The organism is Arthrobacter sp. N1 (genome assembly GCF_048288285.1).
In the GTDB taxonomy this organism is placed as follows: Bacteria; Actinomycetota; Actinomycetes; order Actinomycetales; family Micrococcaceae; genus Arthrobacter_D.
In genome coordinates this window covers 187,013-207,963 of sequence record NZ_CP102608.1, presented here as the reverse complement: position 1 = coordinate 207,963, position 20,951 = coordinate 187,013, and the positions used below count along the sequence as shown (strand labels likewise).

The 20,951-nt window shown below is 65.7% G+C and carries 22 protein-coding genes; 12 read left to right on the top strand and 10 right to left on the bottom strand.

The window, feature by feature from the left end; all coding sequences use genetic code 11:
• Positions 1–96: 96 nt before the first annotated feature.
• Positions 97–1,020, top strand: coding sequence for an alpha/beta hydrolase (locus tag NVV32_RS01020; RefSeq protein ID WP_422391057.1), 924 nt, complete (start codon positions 97–99; stop codon positions 1,018–1,020).
• Between the two features lie 13 nt (positions 1,021–1,033).
• Here NVV32_RS01020 and NVV32_RS01015 read toward each other — a convergent pair whose 3' ends face one another.
• Positions 1,034–1,849, bottom strand: coding sequence for a DeoR/GlpR family DNA-binding transcription regulator (locus tag NVV32_RS01015; RefSeq protein ID WP_055765682.1), 816 nt, complete (start codon positions 1,847–1,849; stop codon positions 1,034–1,036).
• Positions 1,850–2,064: 215 nt separating this feature from the next.
• Between NVV32_RS01015 and NVV32_RS01010 the strand changes: the two genes are divergently transcribed.
• The 6 genes from NVV32_RS01010 (at position 2,065) to NVV32_RS00985 (ending at position 8,376) form a co-directional block, all read left to right on the top strand.
• The gene (locus NVV32_RS01010) at positions 2,065–3,360 is read left to right on the top strand and encodes an ABC transporter substrate-binding protein (protein ID WP_422391056.1); all 1,296 of its coding nucleotides are present in this window, start codon (positions 2,065–2,067) and stop codon (positions 3,358–3,360) included.
• A 70-nt stretch (positions 3,361–3,430) separates the two neighbouring features.
• Positions 3,431–4,357: a carbohydrate ABC transporter permease gene (locus NVV32_RS01005; protein ID WP_152816012.1), complete on the top strand. Its 927-nt coding sequence runs from the start codon at positions 3,431–3,433 to the stop codon at positions 4,355–4,357.
• A gap of 1 nt (position 4,358) precedes the next feature.
• On the top strand, positions 4,359–5,204 hold the full coding sequence (locus NVV32_RS01000; RefSeq protein WP_055765693.1) for a carbohydrate ABC transporter permease: 846 nt from the start codon (positions 4,359–4,361) through the stop codon (positions 5,202–5,204).
• Positions 5,205–5,248: 44 nt separating this feature from the next.
• Positions 5,249–6,112, top strand: a complete 864-nt coding sequence (locus tag NVV32_RS00995; RefSeq protein WP_055765696.1) for a ketose-bisphosphate aldolase — start codon at positions 5,249–5,251, stop codon at positions 6,110–6,112.
• A 93-nt stretch (positions 6,113–6,205) separates the two neighbouring features.
• Positions 6,206–7,405: an ADP-dependent glucokinase/phosphofructokinase gene (locus NVV32_RS00990; RefSeq protein WP_422391055.1), complete on the top strand. Its 1,200-nt coding sequence runs from the start codon at positions 6,206–6,208 to the stop codon at positions 7,403–7,405.
• Positions 7,402–8,376 (top strand): class I mannose-6-phosphate isomerase, encoded by a 975-nt coding sequence (locus NVV32_RS00985; protein WP_422391054.1) that lies wholly within the window; start codon positions 7,402–7,404, stop codon positions 8,374–8,376. Before NVV32_RS00990 ends, NVV32_RS00985 begins: the two co-directional genes overlap by 4 nt.
• 74 nt (positions 8,377–8,450) lie before the next feature.
• On the opposite strand, the gene NVV32_RS00980 is transcribed toward NVV32_RS00985, so the two are convergent.
• From NVV32_RS00980 to NVV32_RS00965, 4 genes are all read right to left on the bottom strand, one after another.
• Positions 8,451–8,657, bottom strand: coding sequence for a hypothetical protein (locus NVV32_RS00980; RefSeq protein WP_422391053.1), 207 nt, complete (start codon positions 8,655–8,657; stop codon positions 8,451–8,453).
• 195 nt (positions 8,658–8,852) lie between these two features.
• Positions 8,853–9,839, bottom strand: coding sequence for an alpha/beta hydrolase family esterase (locus NVV32_RS00975; protein ID WP_422391052.1), 987 nt, complete (start codon positions 9,837–9,839; stop codon positions 8,853–8,855).
• A gap of 137 nt (positions 9,840–9,976) precedes the next feature.
• Positions 9,977–10,864, bottom strand: coding sequence for an NADP-dependent oxidoreductase (locus NVV32_RS00970; protein WP_422392074.1), 888 nt, complete (start codon positions 10,862–10,864; stop codon positions 9,977–9,979).
• Between the two features lie 285 nt (positions 10,865–11,149).
• Positions 11,150–12,229, bottom strand: a complete 1,080-nt coding sequence (locus tag NVV32_RS00965) for a TerC family protein (protein ID WP_055765719.1) — start codon at positions 12,227–12,229, stop codon at positions 11,150–11,152.
• A gap of 654 nt (positions 12,230–12,883) precedes the next feature.
• Between NVV32_RS00965 and NVV32_RS00960 the strand changes: the two genes are divergently transcribed.
• The 3 genes from NVV32_RS00960 to NVV32_RS00950 all read left to right on the top strand — a co-directional run bounded on the left by NVV32_RS00960 (position 12,884) and on the right by NVV32_RS00950 (position 15,547).
• On the top strand, positions 12,884–13,477 hold the full coding sequence (locus tag NVV32_RS00960) for an SLATT domain-containing protein (protein ID WP_422391051.1): 594 nt from the start codon (positions 12,884–12,886) through the stop codon (positions 13,475–13,477).
• A gap of 2 nt (positions 13,478–13,479) precedes the next feature.
• Complete coding sequence (locus NVV32_RS00955; RefSeq protein ID WP_422391050.1) at positions 13,480–14,790, top strand: nucleotide-binding domain-containing protein; 1,311 nt, start codon at positions 13,480–13,482, stop codon at positions 14,788–14,790.
• 529 nt (positions 14,791–15,319) lie between these two features.
• Complete coding sequence (locus NVV32_RS00950; RefSeq protein WP_422391049.1) at positions 15,320–15,547, top strand: hypothetical protein; 228 nt, start codon at positions 15,320–15,322, stop codon at positions 15,545–15,547.
• A 62-nt stretch (positions 15,548–15,609) separates the two neighbouring features.
• Here NVV32_RS00950 and NVV32_RS00945 read toward each other — a convergent pair whose 3' ends face one another.
• The 3 genes from NVV32_RS00945 to NVV32_RS00935 form a co-directional block, all read right to left on the bottom strand.
• A complete protein-coding gene (locus NVV32_RS00945; RefSeq protein ID WP_422391048.1) occupies positions 15,610–15,909 on the bottom strand; it encodes a hypothetical protein in 300 nt (99 codons plus the stop codon).
• A gap of 346 nt (positions 15,910–16,255) precedes the next feature.
• Positions 16,256–16,564: a hypothetical protein gene (locus NVV32_RS00940; RefSeq protein ID WP_422391047.1), complete on the bottom strand. Its 309-nt coding sequence runs from the start codon at positions 16,562–16,564 to the stop codon at positions 16,256–16,258.
• A 540-nt stretch (positions 16,565–17,104) separates the two neighbouring features.
• Positions 17,105–17,713, bottom strand: a complete 609-nt coding sequence (locus NVV32_RS00935) for a DUF1349 domain-containing protein (RefSeq protein ID WP_422391046.1) — start codon at positions 17,711–17,713, stop codon at positions 17,105–17,107.
• A gap of 145 nt (positions 17,714–17,858) precedes the next feature.
• Between NVV32_RS00935 and NVV32_RS00930 the strand changes: the two genes are divergently transcribed.
• Positions 17,859–18,194: a hypothetical protein gene (locus NVV32_RS00930; RefSeq protein WP_422391045.1), complete on the top strand. Its 336-nt coding sequence runs from the start codon at positions 17,859–17,861 to the stop codon at positions 18,192–18,194.
• A 58-nt stretch (positions 18,195–18,252) separates the two neighbouring features.
• Here the strand turns inward: NVV32_RS00930 and NVV32_RS00925 are convergent, their stop codons facing one another.
• Positions 18,253–18,636 (bottom strand): hypothetical protein, encoded by a 384-nt coding sequence (locus NVV32_RS00925; protein ID WP_422391044.1) that lies wholly within the window; start codon positions 18,634–18,636, stop codon positions 18,253–18,255.
• A gap of 292 nt (positions 18,637–18,928) precedes the next feature.
• On the opposite strand from NVV32_RS00925, the gene NVV32_RS00920 reads away from it, so the two are divergent.
• Positions 18,929–19,804 (top strand): TPM domain-containing protein, encoded by an 876-nt coding sequence (locus tag NVV32_RS00920; RefSeq protein WP_422391043.1) that lies wholly within the window; start codon positions 18,929–18,931, stop codon positions 19,802–19,804.
• Between the two features lie 94 nt (positions 19,805–19,898).
• Here the strand turns inward: NVV32_RS00920 and NVV32_RS00915 are convergent, their stop codons facing one another.
• A complete protein-coding gene (locus NVV32_RS00915) occupies positions 19,899–20,933 on the bottom strand; it encodes a LacI family DNA-binding transcriptional regulator (RefSeq protein WP_422391042.1) in 1,035 nt (344 codons plus the stop codon).
• Positions 20,934–20,951: the final 18 nt, after the last annotated feature.

Sequence of the window (20,951 nt, the reverse complement as noted above, 5' to 3'; positions counted from 1 at the left end):
CACGACGACGCCGGCCGGGCTAGGCTCGGGGAGCGCGGGGGCCGGCTTCGCCGTCGGGCGCCCACCCTCCGCTACCGACCCTCCCAAGGAGCCACCATGCCGGTCCACCCCGATGCGCAGCGATTCCTCGATCTGCTCGTCGACGCCCCTCCCCTCGACACGCAGACCGCCGAGCAGAATCGGGCCGATCTCGTCAACGCCCTCCCCCTGACCGGGGACAAGGCGGAGCTGGCCTCCGTCGTCGATGCGACGCTCGCGGGCGTGCCGGTGCGTGTCTACACTCCGTCCGTCGGTGAGGGCGGACAGCCGGCGGTCGTGTACCTCCACGGCGGCGGGTGGGTCCTCGGCGACGTCGAGATCGCGGACAGCACGTGCCGGGCCCTTGCCGTCCACGCCCAGGCGGTGGTCATCAGCGTCGACTACCGCCGGGCCCCGGAGGTCCCCTTCCCCGGCGCCCTCGAGGACACGCTGGCCGTGACCCGGGCCCTGCTCACCGGGCAATCGCCCTGGGCCATCGACCCGCGGCGGGTGGCTGTCGCGGGCGACAGCGCAGGCGGCAACCTCGCCGCGGTGACCGCCCAGCAGCTCCGCGACCACACACCGCGCCTGGTGCACCAGGTGCTCATCTACCCCGTGACCGACCTCCTCGCCGGAGATTCGGGCAGCTACCGGGAGTTCGCCGACGGCCACTTCCTCACCACGCGCGATCTCGGGTACTTCTACAGCCAGTACGCCGGTACCGCCGACCGCACCGATCCGCGGCTCTCACCCGCACACGCCACGGACCTGGCCGGCCTGCCGTCCGCCACCGTGGTCACCGCCGAGTGCGACCCGCTGCGCGATCAGGGCGAGGAGTACGCGCGGGCCATGGCGGCGGCCGGCACGAGGGTGACGACGGTCCGCTTCGCCGGCCAGGTGCACCCCTTCGTGTTCATGGGCGGGATCATCGAGGACGCGCACGCCGCCCGGCGCTTCATCGGGGCGCAACTCCGCGCGGCCTTCTCGGCGGGCAAGGCCTGATCCGCCCGGCGGTTCACTCCCCCTCGGGCACCAGGACCGTCACGCCCGCGGCGTCCAGCGCCGCGGCCAGTCCGGACGACGGCGCCCGGTCGGTCACCAGGTAGTCGGCCCCCTCGAGCGGGACGATCTGCGCGAAGAGCCGCCGGTCGAGCTTCGTGGAGTCGGCGAGGATGGCCGTCCGCTCGGCCCGGCTGATCATCTCGGCCATCATGGCGGCGTCGCCGAGGTTCGAGGTCGAGCAGCCCGATCCGTCCACCGCGCCGACGGCGATCAGCGCCATGTCGCAGCGGATGTCCACCTCGGGCGTGCTGCCGCTCATCCCGAGGGTGACCGGGCCGGTCGTCGCCTGGGTGAGCGTGCGCACGGCTCCGCCGAACATGTAGAGGTCACGGAACACCGTCGGTGAGATCTCCGCGGGGATGCGCAGGTTGTTGGTGGCGATCGTCAGGTTGCGGTGGTTCCGGAGTGCCCGGGCCACGGCGAGGCTCGTGGTCCCCGCATTGATCATGAGGACGGACCCGTCCGTCACCAGGTCGACCGCCAACTGCGCGATCGCCTCCTTCTCGGCCGCCTGCATGCTCAGGCGCACATCGATCTCCCGGTCCCGCCCGGCCCGCTCCGATGTGCTGACCGCACCGCCGTGGGTCCGGATGAGGATGTTCTCGCGGTCCAGCTGGTCGAGGTCCCGGCGGATGGTGTCGATGGAGACGTTGAAGTGGGCTGCGAGGTCGGCGACGGTCACGCGGCCCACCTCGTCCACGTAGGACGCAAGATCGGCCTTCCGCCCAGCAGGGAGCTGGCGGACGCGCTGCAGTTCTTGCGATGTCATGTCTTCATCTGTAACACATCGGGGCCCCGACGGCACGGGAAACAGCACATAACAGCACATCCTTGCGGCAAATCTGCCGGTGGGTCTGCCGTTTAACGCGTCTTTCTCCCGGAAACTCTTGACGGCGCCGTGTGACAGCGCGCACACTCAAGAAGGAAACAGCAAGAAACGGCAGAATCAAGCGAAATATCGCACCATCTCAACGAGGAGACCTGATGTCCACCCATCGGCGCACGCGTTCCCGCGCAACACTGCTCACCGGCATTGCCACCACCGCCGCCTCGATCATCGCACTCACGGCCTGCGGTTCGGGCGGATCGGCGTCCGAGGAGGCCGGCGGCGACGTCACCATCGAGTTCGCCCAGTGGTGGGAGCCCGAGCTTCCCGACGGCGAGTTCCGCTCCCTGATCGACACGTTCGAGGAGGAGAACCCCGGTATCACCGTGGACCTCGTCAGCGGCCCCTACGCCTCCACGAAGGAGCAGCTCTTCGCCGGTGCGGCCTCGGGCACCATGCCCGACGTCGTCGGCCTGGACGGCGCGTGGGTCAGCGACTTCGCCGAGCAGGGCGTCATCGCCGATCTCACCCCCCTCCTCGAGGACGCCGGATTCGACGACAGCCAGCTCGTGAGCCAGGTGAAGGTCGACGACAGCACGTACATGGTCCCCGTGGTCAACTTCGTCTACCCGATGTTCACCAATGACGACCTCCTGTCCCAGGCGGGCGTCAGCGCACCCCCGGAGACCCGCACGGAGTTCTCCGATGCCGCCAAGAGCATCTCCGACCTCGACGGCGACGCCTCCGGCTGGGTCCTCCCCCTCTCCCTGGAAGCACCCAACGGCGTCCAGAACGACGTCATGTCCTGGGCCTGGGCCTCGGGCGGCACCATGCTGAAGGACGGCCAGCCGGACCTCACCAATGACGACGTCACCTCCGCGGTCGACTTCATCGGCGGCATGTGGGACGACGGCGTGATCGCCCCGGGCAGCTTCACCATGAAGGAACAGGACAAGGTGGAGGAGTTCACCAACGGCCGCGTCGGCATGATGATCGACTCCCTCGCCCACATCAACCTGATCCGGGAGACCAACCCGGACCTGAAGTTCTCCATCTCCGCGGTCCCCGCCGCCGACGACTACACCGGCGAGCGCGGCATCCCCTACGCCTCGTGGGGCATCGGCGTCGCCGAGAACTCCGAGAACAAGGACGCCGCCGCCAAGCTGGTCTCCTTCCTCATGAGCGAGGACACGAACTCCGAGCTCTCCACCATGGCGAACGCCTTCCCCGGCAACACCGGCTCCGTCCCCGAGTTCGTCGAGGACGACGAGCTGTTCAAGACCGCCTTCGACATCTACCAGGCGGGCTACCCCGCCAACGAGTTCGTCGGGCTCCCCGTGGCAGAGGAGCTGATGCGCCAGCTCGGCGCCCAGCTGCAGTCCGCCTTCGACGGCCAGCAGTCCCTCTCCGAAGCGCTCGAGAAGGCGCAGACGGAATGGGAAGGCGAGTTCTAGGTCCTCCCCCGAACCGGATCGGGCACCGCTGCCCCCGCGCGGTGCCCGATCCCCCACAAAGGTCACTCCCATGAGCCTCCGCACCGTCACCCCACCCGATCCCCAGACGCTCCTCCAGGGAGCTCCTCCCCGCAAGCGCCGCCAGCTGCGCCGCGCCGGCGAGTCCTACGGCTTCCTCGCCCCCACTCTGATCCTGCTGTTCGTCCTCATGATCGTCCCGATCGTGATGGTGATCGGCTACTCCTTCCAGGACAACGTGATCCTGAAGTCGTCCTCCGAGTTCGCCGGCGCGGACAACTACGTCACGGTGCTGACGGATCCGGCCTTCTGGAAGGCCACCGGGAACACCGTCTTCTTCTCCACCGTCAGCGTCGCCGTGCACCTGGTGCTCGGCCTCACCTTCGCGATGCTGCTGAACAGCCCACTGATCAGCGTCACCTCCCGCGCCATCTTCCGGGCCCTGTACGTGCTGCCCTGGCTGTTCACCGCGGCCGTCATCGCCGTCCTGTGGCGCATGCTCCTGTCCCCCAACGGGATCGTGAACTTCCTGCTGAACACGGACGTGGAGTGGCTCGCCGATCCGCAGCTCGCCCTCGGCACGGTGACCTTCATCAACATCTGGGCCGGCTACCCGTTCTTCATGGTCAGCCTCCTGGCGGGCCTGCAGGGCATCCCCCAGGACCTCCACGAAGCGGCGAGCATCGACGGCGCCAGCCAGGTGCAGCGCTTCTGGAACGTGACCATCCCCCAGCTCCGCCCCATCATCATCAGTCTCCTGCTCCTGGACCTGATCTGGACCTCCCAGCAGTTCGCGCTGATCTGGCTGACCACCGGCGGCGGTCCCATCGACGTCACCGAGATGCTCAGCACCTACACCTACAAGCTCGCCTTCGCCAACTACGACTTCTCCCTCGCCGCGACCGCCGCGGTGCTGATCCTGCTGATGTCGCTGGTCCTGGCCGTCCTCTACGTCCGCCACCAGAAAGCAAGGGATTGACATGGCGATCACCACGCAACGCCGCACCCTCCTGGCGAAGTCCGGGGTCCTGGCGGGACTCGTCCTCGGAGCCGTCTTCGCCGCGGGTCCCGTGCTCTGGATGCTGTCCAGCTCGTTCAAGTCCAACACCGAGATCTTCGAGCTGCCACCCCGGCTCATCACGGACACGTTCTCGTTCGACGCCTACGCCGCGATCCTCACCAACTCCGAGACGCTGCGGTTCTTCTTCAACAGCTACCTCGTGGCCGGCGCCGTCACCATCCTGACGCTGCTGGTGGCCATCCACGCCGCCTACGCGTTCAGCCGCTTCGAGTTCCGCGGCAAGCGCGTGCTGAACGTGGTGATCATCAGCGTGCAGGCCGTCCCGCCCATCACCCTGCTCATCCCGTACTTCGGCCTGGTGGTGGCCCTCGGCCTCTACAACACCTACCCGGGGCTGATCTTCACCTACATGGTGTTCACGCTGCCCTACGCGATCATCATGATGACCGGCTACATGAACACGCTGCCCCGCGAGCTGGACGAGGCCGTCCGGGTGGATGGCGCCGGGTCGCTCACCGCCCTGTGGCGCGTGCTGGTCCCCATCTCGATCCCCGGGATCGTCTCGGTCGGCATCTACACGTTCATGATCGCCTGGAACGAGTACCTCTTCGCCCTCACGCTCACCCGCACCACGGAGATGCGCACCGTCCCGATCGGTATCCAGCTGCTCATGGGCCAGCACTCGTACGAGTGGAACCAGATCATGGCGATGAGCATCCTCGGGTCCATCCCGGTGCTGATCCTCTTCCTGGTCCTGCAGCGCTTCTTCATCAGCGGCCTGACCGCCGGCTCCGTCAAGAGCTGACCCCACACCACCCCTCGCACGTCATCTAAACAAGGAGAATCACAGTGCTGTACACCGGTAGGTCCATCCTCGACATCGCCAACGAACACACCTTCGCCATCCCCGCGTTCAACATCAGCGACTGGGCCATGTTCAACGGCGTCATGGACATCAGCGAGGAGAAGGAGGCGCCGGTCATCATCGCCATCCACCCGGACGAGGTCTCCCACATCCGCACCGACCTCGTGGCCGCCATGCGCAGCCGCGCCCACCGCTCCAGCGTCCCGGTGGCCATCCACTGGGACCACGGTGGAACCTACGAGCAGATGATCACGGCCATCCAGGCCGGCTTCACCTCCGTGATGATCGACGCCTCACTGCTCCCCTTCGACGAGAACGTGGCCCTGACCCGCAAGGTCGTCGAGGCAGCGCACGCCGTGGGCATCCAGGTGGAGGGCGAGCTCGGCACCATCGGCGCCAATGACAGCTACGGCGAGTCCGGTGCGGCGGAGATCATCTACACGAACACCGACGACGCCGTCCGCTTCGTCAAGGAGACCGGCGTGGACAGCCTGGCGATCGCCATCGGCACCTCCCACGGCCTGTACCCGGCGGAGAAGAACCCGGAGCTGCGGCACGACCTCCTCGAGGAGATCAAGGCCGCCGTGGGCATCCCCCTCGTGCTCCACGGTGGGTCGGCGAACCCGGACAGCGAGCTGTCGCGTGCGGTGAGCCTCGGCATCAACAAGATCAACATCTCCAGCGACATCAAGGTCTCCTACCACAAAGCCATGCGGCGCATCCTGGGCACGGACGAGCGCCTCCGCGAGCCGAACGCCATCCAGCCCGAGGCCATCGCCGCCCTGAAGGTCACGGCAGCCGAGAAGATCGACCTCTTCGGCGCGGACGGCAAGGCCAAGCTGTACTGAGGCCTGCCCGCGGGACCATGCTGGCAGGAGGCAGACAGAGGTCAGACAGAGGTGACGGACGCCGGCGCAGGTCGGCAGGAAAGGATCGGTGCCATGGGAACCACGCTCGTCCTCGGACTCGGCGGAACCGTCGACTACGAGGTGCGCTGGGACGCGGAGGTCCTCGGCGCGCTGGCCGTGCAGTACGGCATCCGGCGCGCGGAGCTCACCACCATGGCACCGATCGTGGACGAACGCTCCCTGGTGGTCACCATCCTCGCCTTCGTGCTCGACGGCGCCGGTGGCGAGCGCTTCGTGGAGTCCTCCGAGGTGGTCAAGCAGTTCGCGGACCGCTTCACCACGGAGATCACGCTGGGCGGCACGGGGGTCCGGGCCGGGATAGCCCTGGACCGGCTCGGCATCCCCAGCGTCCAGCACCTCGTCAGCATCGACGACCACGTGCGCCGGCTCATGCCGGCGTCCATCTCCTGGGTCAGCTCGGCCACCGGGGACACCCTGGACCCGCATCTGATCGTGCAGTACCCATCCGGCACCGTCATCCGGTTCGACGACGGCGAGATCGTCTCGCCGTCGTCGAACCGCCTGATCTTCGCCAATGATCCGCCGAACCGCAGCATGGCCATCGCCCCCGAACTGGGGGACGCCCTCACCGAGGCGAGGGCCTTCCTGGTCTCGGGGTTCAACACCATGCAGGACGAGGCCCTGCTCGAACGCCGGCTCACCGACCTCGACGCCGCCCTGGAGCACCTGCCGGCGGACGCCCTCGTGTACTACGAGGACGCGGGTTTCTACGTGAGGCGGTTCGCCGAACGCATCTGGGCGCACCTGCTCCAGCGCATCGACGTGTACGGGATGAACGAGGACGAACTGCAGGAGTACGTGGACCGACCCGTGGACCTGCTGGACCCGGCCGATGTCGCCGCCGCGCTCCTCGCGGCGCATCGCCTCATCCCGGTCCCTGCCCTGCTGGTGCACACGCAGCACTGGGCCATCGCCGTGGGCCCGGCCGCCGCCGGGCACCGCGACGCGGTGGCCAGCGCCGTGCAGATGGCGGCCACCCGCTTCCGCCTGGGCGACGGCTTCACGGAGTCCGACTTCGAGGCGACGGCGCTCCTCTCGCGCAGCGCGCGCGGCGAGGACGTGGTGGAGGGCGTGGAACGGATGATCACCGGAGCGGCGGGAGTGCCCGCCTACCGCATCGACACCGCGACGCCCACCACCATCGGGCTCGGTGACAGCTTCGTGGGTGGCTTCCTGGTGGTCCACGCACCCGTGCGGGAACCGCAACCATGATCGAACGGCTGCCGTCCAACCGCCCGCCCGAGCGCTTCTACCGCGGCGGGGCGCAGATCTCGTCCTTCCGCGGCGAGGCGTCGGACGCAGCATTCGAGCCGGAGGACTGGATCGGGTCCACCACCACGATCTTCGGTGAGCAGGGCCTCGGCCTGACGCGCCTCGCCGACGGCCGGCTCCTGCGGGACGCCGTCACGGCCGATCCCGGATATTGGCTGGGATCGGATCACGCGGCGCGCTGGGGCGCGGACGTGCGGCTCCTGGTCAAACTGCTCGACGCCGGTCAGCGGCTCCCGGTCCACGCGCATCCCGACGATGCCTTCGCGGCGGAGCACCTCGGCCACCGCCACGGCAAGGCCGAGGCCTGGTACATCCTCACCGGCGGCACCGTGCACCTCGGACTGGTGCGGAGCGTCGGTGACGACGAGCTGGCGGCACTCGTGGAGGCTCAGGACGTCGATGCGCTCCTCGGCCTGCTGCACCAGGTGGACGTGGCCCCCGGCGATGTGGTGTTCGTCCCGCCGGGGGTGCTGCATGCCATCGGAGAGGGCGTTCTGCTGCTCGAACTGCAGCAGCCGGAGGACCTCTCGATCCTGCTGGAATGGCGGGACTTCGCCCTCGACGGAACGGCGGACGGGCATCTGGGGCTCGGCTTCGGCGTGGCCCTGACGGCGGTCGACCGGACGGCGCTGCCCCGCGAAGCGCTCGGCGGGCTGGTGCGCCCGTCACCGCCGTCGGGCTCCGCCTTCCCGTCCGGCGCGGACGCGTTCTTCCGGCTGGAGCGCCGGCCCGTGGACGGCCCGGCCCGGCTCGATCCGGGCTTCGCGGTTCTGGTGGTCAGTGACGGACCGGTGACCCTGTCCGGCCGGGAAGCCCCGCGCGGCAGCACGTGGCTGGTACCGGCGGGGGAGGGCCCGCTCGACCTCGACGGCACCGGCGAGCTCCTCGTCGCGCGGCCTCCGGCCCCCTGACCTCGGCGCGAGCGGGGGCTGCCCTGACGTGAGGAAGGGGCCCTGCGCGGAGTGCGCAGGGCCCCTTCGGCGATCTAGTGGTTCACGCCGCGTCTCGGTGGACGCATCAGGATCACGGCGACCGCGAGGACCGCGGTCACGCCTCCCAGGATCATGGCCAACCAGGCCTGGTAGGGCTCATGCGGCCCGAAGACCGCCGGGAGCGAAAGTACCAGGGCGGCGCCCGAGAGGGACAGGCAGATCACCAGGCCGAGCAGCATCCGGTTCGTCGTGTTCCGCATAGTCTCCTCCGTCGTCGCATCAGCAATACCGAGAGCTTCGCGGCGGTGCATCTCGGCGTGTGGCCGCGGACTCCGGTGACGTCAGTTCGAGCACTTCACGCTAGCGAGTCGTCGTAACGACCACAACCCCCGGCTACAGCGCCCGAAACCAGCATCGGGCTCCGGGACGTTCTGTCCCGGAGCCCTCCCTGCGTGTCAGCGGGTGCGACGCTGCTCGAAGAAGTCCCACATGAGGTCGTTGGCGCTGATCTCCGTCGTCGTCACGCCCGCTCCCGGGAACGCGGCAGCATTGCCGCCGGGCCAGGTGTGCCCTCCCCCGGCGATGACGTACTGGCGGACTGCGGCGTTGCCGGGGCAGCCGCGGTGGTCGGTCAGCGTGACGTTCTCACTGACGCGTGATTCCTTCACCGTGTGGCACCCGTTGAGGTCCGCCCAGCGCTCGGACGCCGCAAGTGCCCCGTACCCCCAGTACGCCGCTCCTCCCCCGACGAACGGGTTGACCGGGTCGGCGGTGCCGTTGAACGTGATGACCGGGACGCCGTCGCCCGGCGCGCAGGTTGCCGGATCGGGCGCGAGACCGCCGTCGACGGCGAGCGGGGCACCCGCCCGCAGGCCGGCGACGGGCGCGATCGCCGCCACGGCTGTCGGGTTGTCACACGCGAACTGGGACACCATGCGCCCGCCGCCCGAATAGCCTGCCGCGTACACGCGGCGCTCGTCCACGCAGCCCGCGTCGACGAGCGTGTCGATGACGTCCTGGAGAAAGGCCTCGTCGTCGGGCGCTCCCGCGACGTCCGTCGCGGTGTTCGGCACGTTCCAGACGAAGCCCGCCGCTGCCGGGAGGGCGCCCTGCGGTGCGGCGACGATGAAGCCCTCGCGGTCCGCCGTGCGGTCCAGCTGCGACCGCGTCAGCTGCTCCGCCGGTGTGCTGTTGCTGCCGTGGAGATCGAGGACCAGGGGCGCTGCCCGCGTGCCCGCGGACTCCGGGACATGCACGACGACGGTGCGGTCCAGTCCGCCCGACGGGATGGTCAGCGTGGTGCGCCCGTCGTCAAGGGCGCAAGTCGACGCCGGCGAGGGCGCTCTCCCCTGTCCCGGTGCGGCGTGGGCGGGTGCGACCGCCGCGAGCGAGGCGGTGAGGACAAGACCGGCGAGGGCTAGGACAGGCAGGGTGCGGGGCATCGTTGCTCTCTTCGTCGAGGGTGATCCGCCCAGTATGCCAAGCAGCAGGGCTCGCGCCCCCATGAATGTGCCATGCCGGCAGGAAACAGAAACGCCCCCGAGCTCTCGGCTCGGGGGCGCTCCTCGTGAGGGCTCCGCTAGAACGTCAGCACCAACCGGCCGCGGACGCCGCCCGCCTCGAGGCGCCGGTGGGCCTCAGGCGCCTGCTCGGCGGGGAGGGTGCCTGCCACGCGCGGGGTGAGCACGCCGTCCTCGACGGCCTGCCGCAGGGAGTCGAGCTTCGCCTGCGAGTGGTACTCGTCGAACACCCACGCAGCCTCGAAGCGGATGTCGCGGGTCGGTTCACCCTTCCAGCCGCGCACGGAGATGAAGACCCCACCGTCGCGGAGGGCCGGCACGACGTCGTCGTGCATCAGCGCTGTGTCGGCGATCGCGTCGACGCCGTCCGGGAAAACCTCCCGGACGCGACCGGCGATGTTCTGACCGCGGTCGAGGATGTGATCGGCGCCGAGGCTCTGCACCAACTCGCGATCCTTGGGTGCCGCGTCCGCGATGACCGTCAGGCCCTGCTGCTTGGCGAGCTGGATCGTGTAATTGCCGAGCGTCCCGGCTGCGCCCGTGACGGCGATGACCTGCCCGGGCGTGAGAGCGGCGAACTCGAGGACCTGTACGGCAGTGAGCCCGTTCATGGGAATGGTGGCTGCCTCCTCGAGCGTGCTGGTGGCAGGGATCCGAGCGATCGAATCATCGGCAGCCACGAGGTGTTCGGCGTACGCACCGCCGTGCTCCCCCAGAGGCAGCGCGATGGCCATGACCTCGTCACCGACCTTCCACGCACTGCCGGGCCCTACTTCATCGATGACGCCGGCAGCATCCATGCCGGGTAGGTAGGGCGGCTCGGACTGGCTCATGTCATAGGCGCCCGTGCGGACATTCGTGTCCGTCGGGCTGACCGCGGCTGCCCTTACGCGGATGCGAACCTCCTTCTCGCCCGGGTGCGGCTCGGGAAGGTTGTGGACGGTCAGGGCGTCCGGTCCGCCGAATTCGGTGACTCCGATTGCTTTGATAGCGCATCAACTCCAGGTTGCGGTGTTCGGTGCTGCCGGGGACGGTGTGGTCCCGGCGATCAAGACGAGAGGGTGGCTCCGTCGGTGCGATTGCCTACCACCTTCAGGCGGTCGGCGCCCGCGCCGTCGAGCTCAAACCTCTGCTCTCCAGAACCGGGATCCGGCACGAAGAATTCCACCTAGATCACGCGAGACGTCCCGGTCCCTGCATCAGGGACCGGGACGTCTCGTCATGGAGCGGGGTTACTTCCGGCTGGTTGCCGTGCTCTTGTCGTCGTCGCGCCCGGACTCGATGTCCGTGCCCTCGGCGTCGGCGGCGATGACGGGCTCGCCCTCGACCTCGTCGCGGTCCTTCTTCGCCGCGTCGCCCCGGGTCTTGATGAGGCTCGCGATGGTGGCCACGGTGATGGTCGCCAGGATGAAGAGCAGCGACACGGAGATGGGGATCTCGGGCACCCAGAGGAGCGGCTCGCCGCCGTTGATGAAGGGCAGTTCGTTGACGTGCAGGGCGTGGAACACGAGCTTCACGCCGATGAAGGCGAGGATCACGGCGAGGCCCTGCGCCAGGTAGACGAGGCGTTCCAGCAGGCCGCCGATGAGGAAGTACAGCTGGCGGAGGCCCATGAGGGCGAAGGCGTTGGCCGTGAACACGATGTACGCCTGCTCGGTGAGGCCGTAGATCGCGGGAATGGAGTCGACGGCGAAGATCAGGTCCACGAAGCCGATCGCGATGATGGTGAGCAGCATCGGGGTGACCCAGCGCTTGCCGTCCTTCTTCACGGTGAGCTTGTCCTCGTGGTACTCGTCCGTGACGGGGAGCACGCGGCGGACCAGCTGCATGAACTTGCCGTCGGCCGGGTTGGAGTCGTGGCTGCCGAAGGCCTGCTTGTAGGCGAGGAAGAGGAGCAGCGCGCCGAAGATGTAGAAGATCCAGGAGAAGTTCTCGATCAGGCCGGCGCCGATCGCGATGAACGCTCCGCGGAGGATCAGCGCGATGATGATGCCGATCATCAGCACCTTCTGCTGGTACTTCTTCGGAACCGCGAAGCCGGTCATGACGATCAAGAACACGAAGAGGTTGTCGATCGAGAGTGCCTTCTCGGTCAGGTACCCGGCGTAGTACTCACCGCCGAAGTCCCAGCCCCACACCTGGCCGATCACCACACCGAAGAGGAGGGCAAGGCCTATGTAGAAGGCGGACCAGCGGGCTGATTCACCGATGGTCGGTTCGTGGGGCGTGCGCACGTGCGCGAAGAATTCATAGACGAAGAAGGCGATGGTCACCGCGATGGTGATCAGCCAGATTGTGGGAGAGATGTCCACGGAGGTACTCCAAAGGGGGTCGGCGTCGGATGGTCGCCAAGGTCTCCTCCGCCCGGACGAACCGGAACCGACGGGCCCGGGATGCTTCAGTGCATCCGTATTGACGGGCCGATCACAGACGGGAGTACTCCCCTTGATACATCGATGCTAACGCATGAAGTGGGGTGCCTGTTCCCCGAGCCGGCTGAGCAGCTCAATACCCGGCGCCACCCTCACTGGCCTGCAGATGACCCGGACGCCAACGACCGGCGACACCTGTCCCAGTTAGGGCACCTTCATCGGGCATTTTCTCGGGCGGGTCTTACGGGAATCGACCACGTCAGGCTCTACGCGGAACGTGTCTAGTCGATTCTCCTGACGGCAGGCGTCCCAGTGGAGGACCGGCTTGCGGACGACCTCTTCCACAGGCATCCACCTCTTATTCGGCGACTAGCTGCACTGATTTGCCGTGCTTGTTGGGCGAGCGATGACGGCGACTACACAGACAACAGCAACTCGGACAACGAAGAACTGCCCGTTCGACCACCGCGCTACCCCAATTCTGGCTAGAACTCAGGCTGACCATTTCGAGAATGTCCGAGGTCTCGGCCATACTCGGATCAGTCCACTCGTTGGTGGAGGGGTGTTTGACCATCGAGGAGTGATCGGAGCAAATTGACCGACGAGAATGAGACGCGCGAACCTGGCCAATACCTGCTTGCACAGGTGCGCGAGGCATTCGGGCGAGTGGCTTATAGCCACAAGACTCACGAGAAGCAGGCGGATATTTGCTTCACGAAGCACCGCTGGCAGCAGGGCGTGCTCATCGCGCTGACAGCGATCAGTTCCGGCACGTTCCTGGTCGCCGTCGTCAGCCCGATCGCGAGTACAACGGTGACAAGCCTGGTGACTTCGACCATCGCTGTCTTGGTCACCTGGGTCACGCTTGGCTCAAAGACGTTCCGGTTCCATGAGGAAGCCGAGGCTCACCGGGACATCGCTTCGCGGTTGTGGGATGTGCGCGAGTCCTTCGTCTCGCTTATAGCCGATCTGATGTCCGCCACCATCGCTGACTCCGACGCCCGGATGCGCCGAGACGAGTTGCAGGAGACCACCCGCGAGGTCTACTTGTCTTCTCCGCGCACCACCGCGAAGGCGTATGACCGCGCCAAAAAGGGACTAAAGGACAACGAGGAGTTGACCTTCTCCTCCCGTGAGCTCGACCTCCTGCTTCCTGAAAAGTTACGACTGAACGAAGGTGAAGGCTAAGAATGGAGACCTCCGAGATCTTTGACGGGCTGCTGGCGAACCTCAAGGTGGGAGAGAAGGTAGCGACGATCCGATCCCGTCGGGATGAGATCACCAAATCCCTCAATAAGAACTTCCGAGATAAGGATGGTTGCCTTGACTACAGGCTGATGATCGGTTCTTTCGGACGACACACAGCGATTAAGTCCATCTCCGACCTCGATATGATCTTCATCCTGCCGCCGGCTCTGCGAGACGACTACAACGACCCCAATGGTCCTCGTCGGATCCTTGAGCGTGTGCGCGACGTGCTTAAGGCGCGATATAAGAACACAGACATCCGCGTCGACCAATGCGTCGTCCGCGTACAGTTCACGTCCGATAAGTTCAAGTTCGAGGTTCAGCCAGCGTTCGACAATACCGACGGTAGCTTCGACTATCCAGACACGAAGTCGGAGTCCTGGAGGACCACGAAGCCGCGCGCGGAGATTATCGCGACGAAGGAGTGCAATGACCGCACTTCGACGAATATGCGTCACCTCTCCCGGATGGTTCGTTCCTGGAAGAACGCGAACGGCGTGAACCTCGGCGGCCTGGTCATTGACACTTTGGTATACAACTTCTTTGCGCAAACCAACGAGTACGATTCCGCGGAGACCAGCTCGTTTGACCTGATGTCACGGGATTTCTTTTCGTTTTTGGTCGACGAGCCGGAGAAGGACTACTACTTAGCGCTCGGTAGCCGGCAGCGCGTCTACGTTAAGGCGAAGTTCCAGGCCAAGGCCAAGAAGGCCTACAAGCGATGTGTCTCTGCGATCGAGACCGAGGGCAAGACCATCTCGATCAAAAAGTGGCGGGAGATCTTTGGCACCAACGTCCCGCTCACGGTCACCGACAACGTCATCGAGGCCTCGGCTAGCAATATGCCCAAGCGCACGGAGGAGTTCATCGAGGATCGGTACCCGGTCGACATCACCGGCAGTGTGTCTATCGACTGCGAGGTCACGCAGAACGGTTGGCGCCCGTGGCGGCTGCGCGAGATGGGACGTGCCGGAGTGCCGCTCATCGCTGGTAAGCGTCTGAAATTTGAGGTCACCGGCTGCACGGTCCCCGAGCCATACACGCTGAAATGGAAGGTGCTTAATCAGGGACCGGAGGCGGAGCGTCGCCGCATGATACGCGGCGACATCGTCGGCTCGACAGAGCCCGGCATCCGGAGGGAGAGCTCAACTTTTCGAGGTGAGCACATCGTGGAGTGCTACTTAATCAGGGACGGAATCGTGGTCGCCCGGGACCGCATCGACGTACCCATCACAACTACCTCAGACACTTGACCCGACTCGACCGCCGCCGTAGGAACCCGTCTCGGGGTTGCCCGATGGAGGATCCTCCATGGTTCCTCACGATGATGGTCACTTTGGATCACGAGGGTTACGGCCTCGCTCCTTCCAATAGTCGCCGCGCTGTCTCCGGACGGCTCTGACCAGGTAGACCACGACCGTGACGACTGCGATCGCTTGGATGACTACGCCCACCCAGACCCAAGGACTGTCGCCGTCAACGAGAGCTCTCAAGAACAATGACGCGATAAGGAGGCACAGCACGGCCACCAGACCAGCAGCCTGCGTTCTCTTTCGCTGTGACGCATCACCACCCACGACGCCCCCTTCCTCGACCTACCTGATTCGGCGGACTCTAACCCAAGCACAAATGTTCTAGTTAGCGATCGCCAACTGCGCCGGGGTGAGCGCTGGTGCTGCGCAGATCAGCGCCGAAAAATCCTGCGTCCAGCCCCAGGTTTGGCGGGTATGTCGGTCGTAGGATGCGAGTCATGATGGCGGGGGAGAACTCAGGTCGGGTCCGATGATGCTCGAGATTTTAGGACTGGTAGCGCGAGTCGCTTTCGAGGTGCTGCTCGAAGTGATCTGGTTCTGGTGGCCCGCCGACCGCCATGAGTACAACGCCTACGTCGATGCGGTGCCGCCGGGGGAAAAGCCGCTGTCCAGGCGCAAGTGGAAGGCAGCGGGCGAGCCCAGCCACCCGGAGATGACGACCCACCCGGAGACGACGACGAAAACAGCTGGGGAATGAGCGGCCTCGCCGATCTGCTCGACAACCCGAACACCGATCGGCCTACGGACGTTGTCCCCGCGTCATGCTGAGGTGTTCAAAGAGTTGAGGCTGGCGCAAAAGCGGTTCATTTCCTCCGAGCCAATGACTTCGCTCAGAGGTTCCTGAAACCACTTCAGCCAAATTGCGTCTACTTCGTCGCTACTGACTGATCCTTCCTTGAGCAGCAAATCAACCAAGGGATTCACTTCGAGCTCGTACTCATCCTGGGGTGCACCCTCTGCGGTGCCCGGTTCCAAGCCGTACGGATCCAGGTCGTTGAGTAGCGCTGTGACGGAGGTAGCCAGGTCTCTCCACTTTTGCGCACCAGCTTGCATCTTCACAGGATGCACCACGGATGACCCGGTCTACGATCCCCAACGAGCGCCCATGAGGTACGTTCTCAGAAGCGGTCATGAATAATGTGAGGCTAAGGGGATCTAACGAATGACAACGGTTGACTGGATTTTGACTGTGGCAGCGGCCCTACTGATAGTGCCCGCCTTCCTCCTGCTGTATCGCACGACTATTCCCCGAACGACACACCAGCTAGGCGTCATCGACTACAGGCCGGTGCCTGGGTCTTGATCGCAGTAATGTTCGTTCTCTTGTTCCTGGTCATCAAGTATTGATGGGTCGGTGTTCGCATGAGGCTCCATTCGCGTGTGGGGGTGGAGTTCCACCCGCAGCTCATTGATCGCAGGACTGCCTCTTGGCGGCTTTCTGTCGGCGGCGTCGCTTCATCAGTGGGACGAGGATGAAGATTGCGAGCAGGATGCCGCCGAGTCCGTACGGTCCGCTTTCCATGAACTTCCGGCCGAAGTCAGCCCAGAACCCGCCTTCCGATTCCGCCGGCAGGATAAATGAGAGGACGATTGGGCCAACGACGCCGTAGGCCAGCATCAGCACCAACCACAATCTGCCTTTGCCGGTCCCCACGAGCCAGTCCAAGATCCACTTTGCGTTCGACCACAGGCTTTCCTCTGGCTTCCCAGCCATCACCCACACCGTTCTGATCCTTGTGCTCGCTTACAGCGAGCTCAATGAGGCCCACCGCAGCGCCCCGACAGGGACCGACGGCACGCTGTGCATGCACAACCGTATAGCCAGCGCTGCAAGCGATCCGATTTAGACACCCAGTCCTCAGCCTCCTCCGTATGCATCAGCAATCGAGAGTTGCAACGGTGGCCTGAACCTTTGAGGGATCGGCTTACGGCTACCTCCGACGGTGATCGCGGTAGATGATGACGTAACCCCTAAGCTCGCGATATGGCTCAAACGGTTTGGATCGTGTGTCAGGACGAAACGCCCCACAACACCGTCTTTAGGAGTGTTCGCGACAGAAGCGGAGGCAAGGAGCCTGGCGGACGACATCCAGGACCGGTTCCCGAACGGGGTGATTCACTTCAGCTGGGTAGTCGGAACACGGTACGACCAAGGAACTCGCTACTCATCTTGAACTCCAGCGACTCTCTACTAAGACTGCCCGCTGAGGGATCCCGTACCGTTGCGAGCACGCCCCGCGGATGGGTTGTGGCTCTAGTCGTGTCCAGGGTGCAGCGTCGCATCTGCATTGGTTCCGACCCATCGGGTGAAGGTGGTAGTGAGGTTGGCCCGAGTGGGAGAGGCGCAGAAGGGGCCCGCTTCGGCGCTCGCGGTTTCGTCAAGAGGGGCGACGCGGACGAGCCGGAAAGGCTCATTTCCAGCGCGGGCTCTGATGGTGACAGCGTTACCAGCCCTGCTGAGGCGCACTGTGATCTCCCGATCGATCCACTCAGGGACAGGTGCTACTGACCAGTCCGAGACCCCATGTGTGACGACGGCCCCAACCTGTGGGATCCCGTCGGACACCTCTACACCGGCTTTGATCCAGACGGATTCCGAAACGTGAAGATAGATCCCTGCCTGGTCGAACTGCTCGGTGTAATCCAAAAGGAACGAGACCTCCATCGCCCCTTCTGCGGGTAGCGGTGCCAGCAGGACATGCGCGCTGTCATGGACGAAGCCATACGAGGTGTGCCTCCAGGCGTCACTGTTCTCGGCTGCGGTTACCTGCAGGGTCGTACCATTGACGACCACACCTACGGGCGGGTTGCGCCACGTTCCCCGGCCCCAGTCATCAGGAGCTTCTCCGCTTGCTGGTGTCATGTCGCATCCCCTGGCTCGATCGCTCAATTCGTAAGCTCCATTCAAGCAGTGTCACACCCGGCACGACGGCGAGGGTCCGCTGACCGCGCGGCGTACGGGCAGTCAAGTCAGGCGCAGGCAGCTTTGGGGTCACTATTGTGAGCACATGGCCGAATTGAAGTACGCGCGAGACGTAAAGCGACTCCTTGAGCCCATTTTCGAGTCGATGCTCAACGTCGCAGAGCTGGAATCGTTGACGTTTCGGCTGCAGAGGGTCGCCGACGGAGCGAATGGCAGAGGCCTCCCCGCCGACACCATCATCAGGACGAACGACACTTGGGCCAGGTGGCAGGTGCTTGGCGAAGAGGGCGGATCTGGCAGTCTCCGCCTTAACGATGGCGTAGACGCGCTCATTCGTTTTATGCAAGGCGAGCTTCAAGACTTTATTGCCGAAAGTCATTTCGGGTGGGGAGAGCTTCGAGTCCCCCGCAACCTGCCCTAGCCAGCTACGTTCTGACCGCACGCCGATCCTCGAGCGGGACGAAGCTACTACGGGCAACTCACTCGATCGCTGAAAAGACCACGCTGACGTCAGATGGTTCTGCTGGATCATCTACGTAGACTTCCAGCCTGAGCCGGCGAGGCACACGATGTTCGACGAGTTCTTCGAGGTGAGTGTCCTTGATGGTGAGGACACCCGAGGGTACTGACAGCGCCTGAGCGTGAATCAGGTGATTGCCCACCCTAACGCCGGGAGACGCTGAGCGGTCCAGAATGCGAAGCGATGTCGGGCCGTTGGCACCATGCCGGGTGCCGACAGCGATGCTCGAACTAGTGGCCGACACTGGTCCGCTCGCTAGCGCCGCTGGTAGCTCTCCACCGTCGCGGCATTCAACGAAGACCAAGGCATTCGGGATAAGAAATGACGCTTCATGCTCGCTCATGGACTGATCCTAGAAGGATCCACATAACCGAAGTGTCCGGTGATGGATCCTCATATGGGACAGCCGTCGAGGAGGGCGAAACCCGTTCGCCGCAAACAGCCTTGTACTTGGCGCCTCGTGCGATGGTCTTCGCCCTAGCTCTGAAAGCCTCGGACCAGACGAGCACGAGACCCTGGTAGCCCATCTCCGACCCGCACCGGCAACCCACCGCCTGCCGGAGGCGGGCCCCTAGACTGTCCGTGAGCGGGACCCCACGGCCGGCCCGCGCCACCGTCGATGCAGGGGAGCAATCATGACGAACCACCGCGCAGCCGTCGCCACCGCGAGCGTCTCCCTCCTGTTGATCGCCCTCACGGGCTGCGGTGCTGGCGCCACAGCAGCGGTTCCGGAGCCCCCGGCTGACGGCAATGTGCTCGACGCAGCGGACGTCCTGACCGCTGCTCAGGAGCAGGAGCTCAATGCACTCATCGATGAGCAGAACGCCCGCACCGACGCCGCACGCGTAGCCATCCTGACCGTGGAGGACGCGAGTGGCTCCATCGAGGACTACGCCCGGTCCGTCGCTACGGAGTGGGGTGTGGGCGACGACGGCGAAGACAACGGCGTGCTCGTGGTCGCGGACACCGGGGAGCGCGAACTGCGCATCGAGACCGCCGACGGTGCCCGCGAGACCTTCTCCGACGACAACGCCGAGCAGGTCATCGAGGACGTCCTCGAACCGGCCTTCGCCGACGAGGAGTACGCCCGGGGCATGACGGAGGCCGTCGGCCAGATCTACGGCTACGCCCAGGGCCAGGATCCGGTGAAGGAGCCGTTCGACTGGGGTCTCCTCGCAGCAGTGGCCGGTGGTGTGGCCGTTTTCATCGGAGCCTTGATGTGGTGGGGGGTCGCAAACTCCCGACGCCGTCGCCGCGAGGCCGACGAGGAGATCCGCGCGGCCGAGGACGCCGACCCGGACCTGCGCCTGACCGAGGAGCAGCGCGATGCATACCGAAAATACCGGTACAGCCACCGCGGTGACGACGCCGTCTCCAACCCGGCCATATGGCTTCCCCTCTACGCCGCCAACCCGGCGCTCTACTCCGGTGGCAGCGGGACCAACGCCTCAGGGTCGTCCTTCAACGGGGGCGGGGGCTTCAGCGGCGGCGGGTCATCGGGGAGCTATTGACCCGGCGGCCCCGATCGGGAGGCCAACCCACACATGGTGGAGGTGCAGGCGAGGGTGGGCAACGCTGATGCAGATCCGGGCAGAGGCCCGTCGGTCAGCCCAGGCGTGCCGCGGTGCTCTCCCGCACCACGAGCCGTGTCGGCACGAGGTCAAGCCCCGGTTCCGTCGAGTTCTCCCGCATCTGCTTCAGCACCTTGTCCACGCAGCGCCGGCCCACCTCCGCGAAGTCCTGGTGCACGGTGGTCAGGGGCGGGCTGAAGGAGGTGCTGTCCGGGATGTCGTCGAAGCCGACGATCGAGACGTCCTCCGGCACGCGGATGCCCTTCTCGTGGAAGGCCCGCAGCACTCCCAGTGCCATCTGGTCATTTGCGACGAACACCGCGGTGCAGTCGGAGCCCGCCAACGTCAGGCCCGCGAGGTAGCCCGAGTCCGCCGACCAGTCTCCGCGCAGCAATGCAGGCTCGGCGCACCCCCGGGATGAGAGCACCGACCGCCACGCGTTCACGCGCCGCTCCGATGCGAAGGACGCCGACGGCCCGGCCACGTGCCACACCGTCGAGTGCCCCAGGTCCAGCAGGTGCTCCACGGCCTTCCGGGCGCCGTCGGCCTGGTCCGTGTCGATCACGCTGAAGCCGTCACTGGCATCGGAGTCCACCACCACGGCGTGGACGCCCGGCGGCAGGGACACCGTGGCGGCGTCGAGCAGGTGGACCTCCATGATCACGATGATGCCGTCCACCGCCAGCTCGTTCAGCCGCGAGAACGCACCCCGCACGCCGGCCTGCGTGGGCGCGGCCACGGGGATCAGCGTGATGGCGTAGTCCTCCTCCGCGGCCCGGGCCGCGATGGCCTCGAGCGTGCGGACGTTCCCGGTGGTCGAGAGCGTGAACAGGATGACGCCGATGGTCCGGAAGCTTCCCCGCTTCAGGGCCCGCGCCGCACTGTTGGGCCGGTAGCCGAGCTCGTTCATGGCCGCGATGACCTGCTGCCGCGTCGCGTCGATGACCCCCGCGCTGCCGTTGGACACCCGCGACACGGTCTGCGCCGAGACACCGGCCAGCCGGGCGACGTCGGACATGGACACACGCCGGTCATCCCGGATGGAGTGTTGACGCGGCGTGGTGGACATGTGACCATCGTAACAACA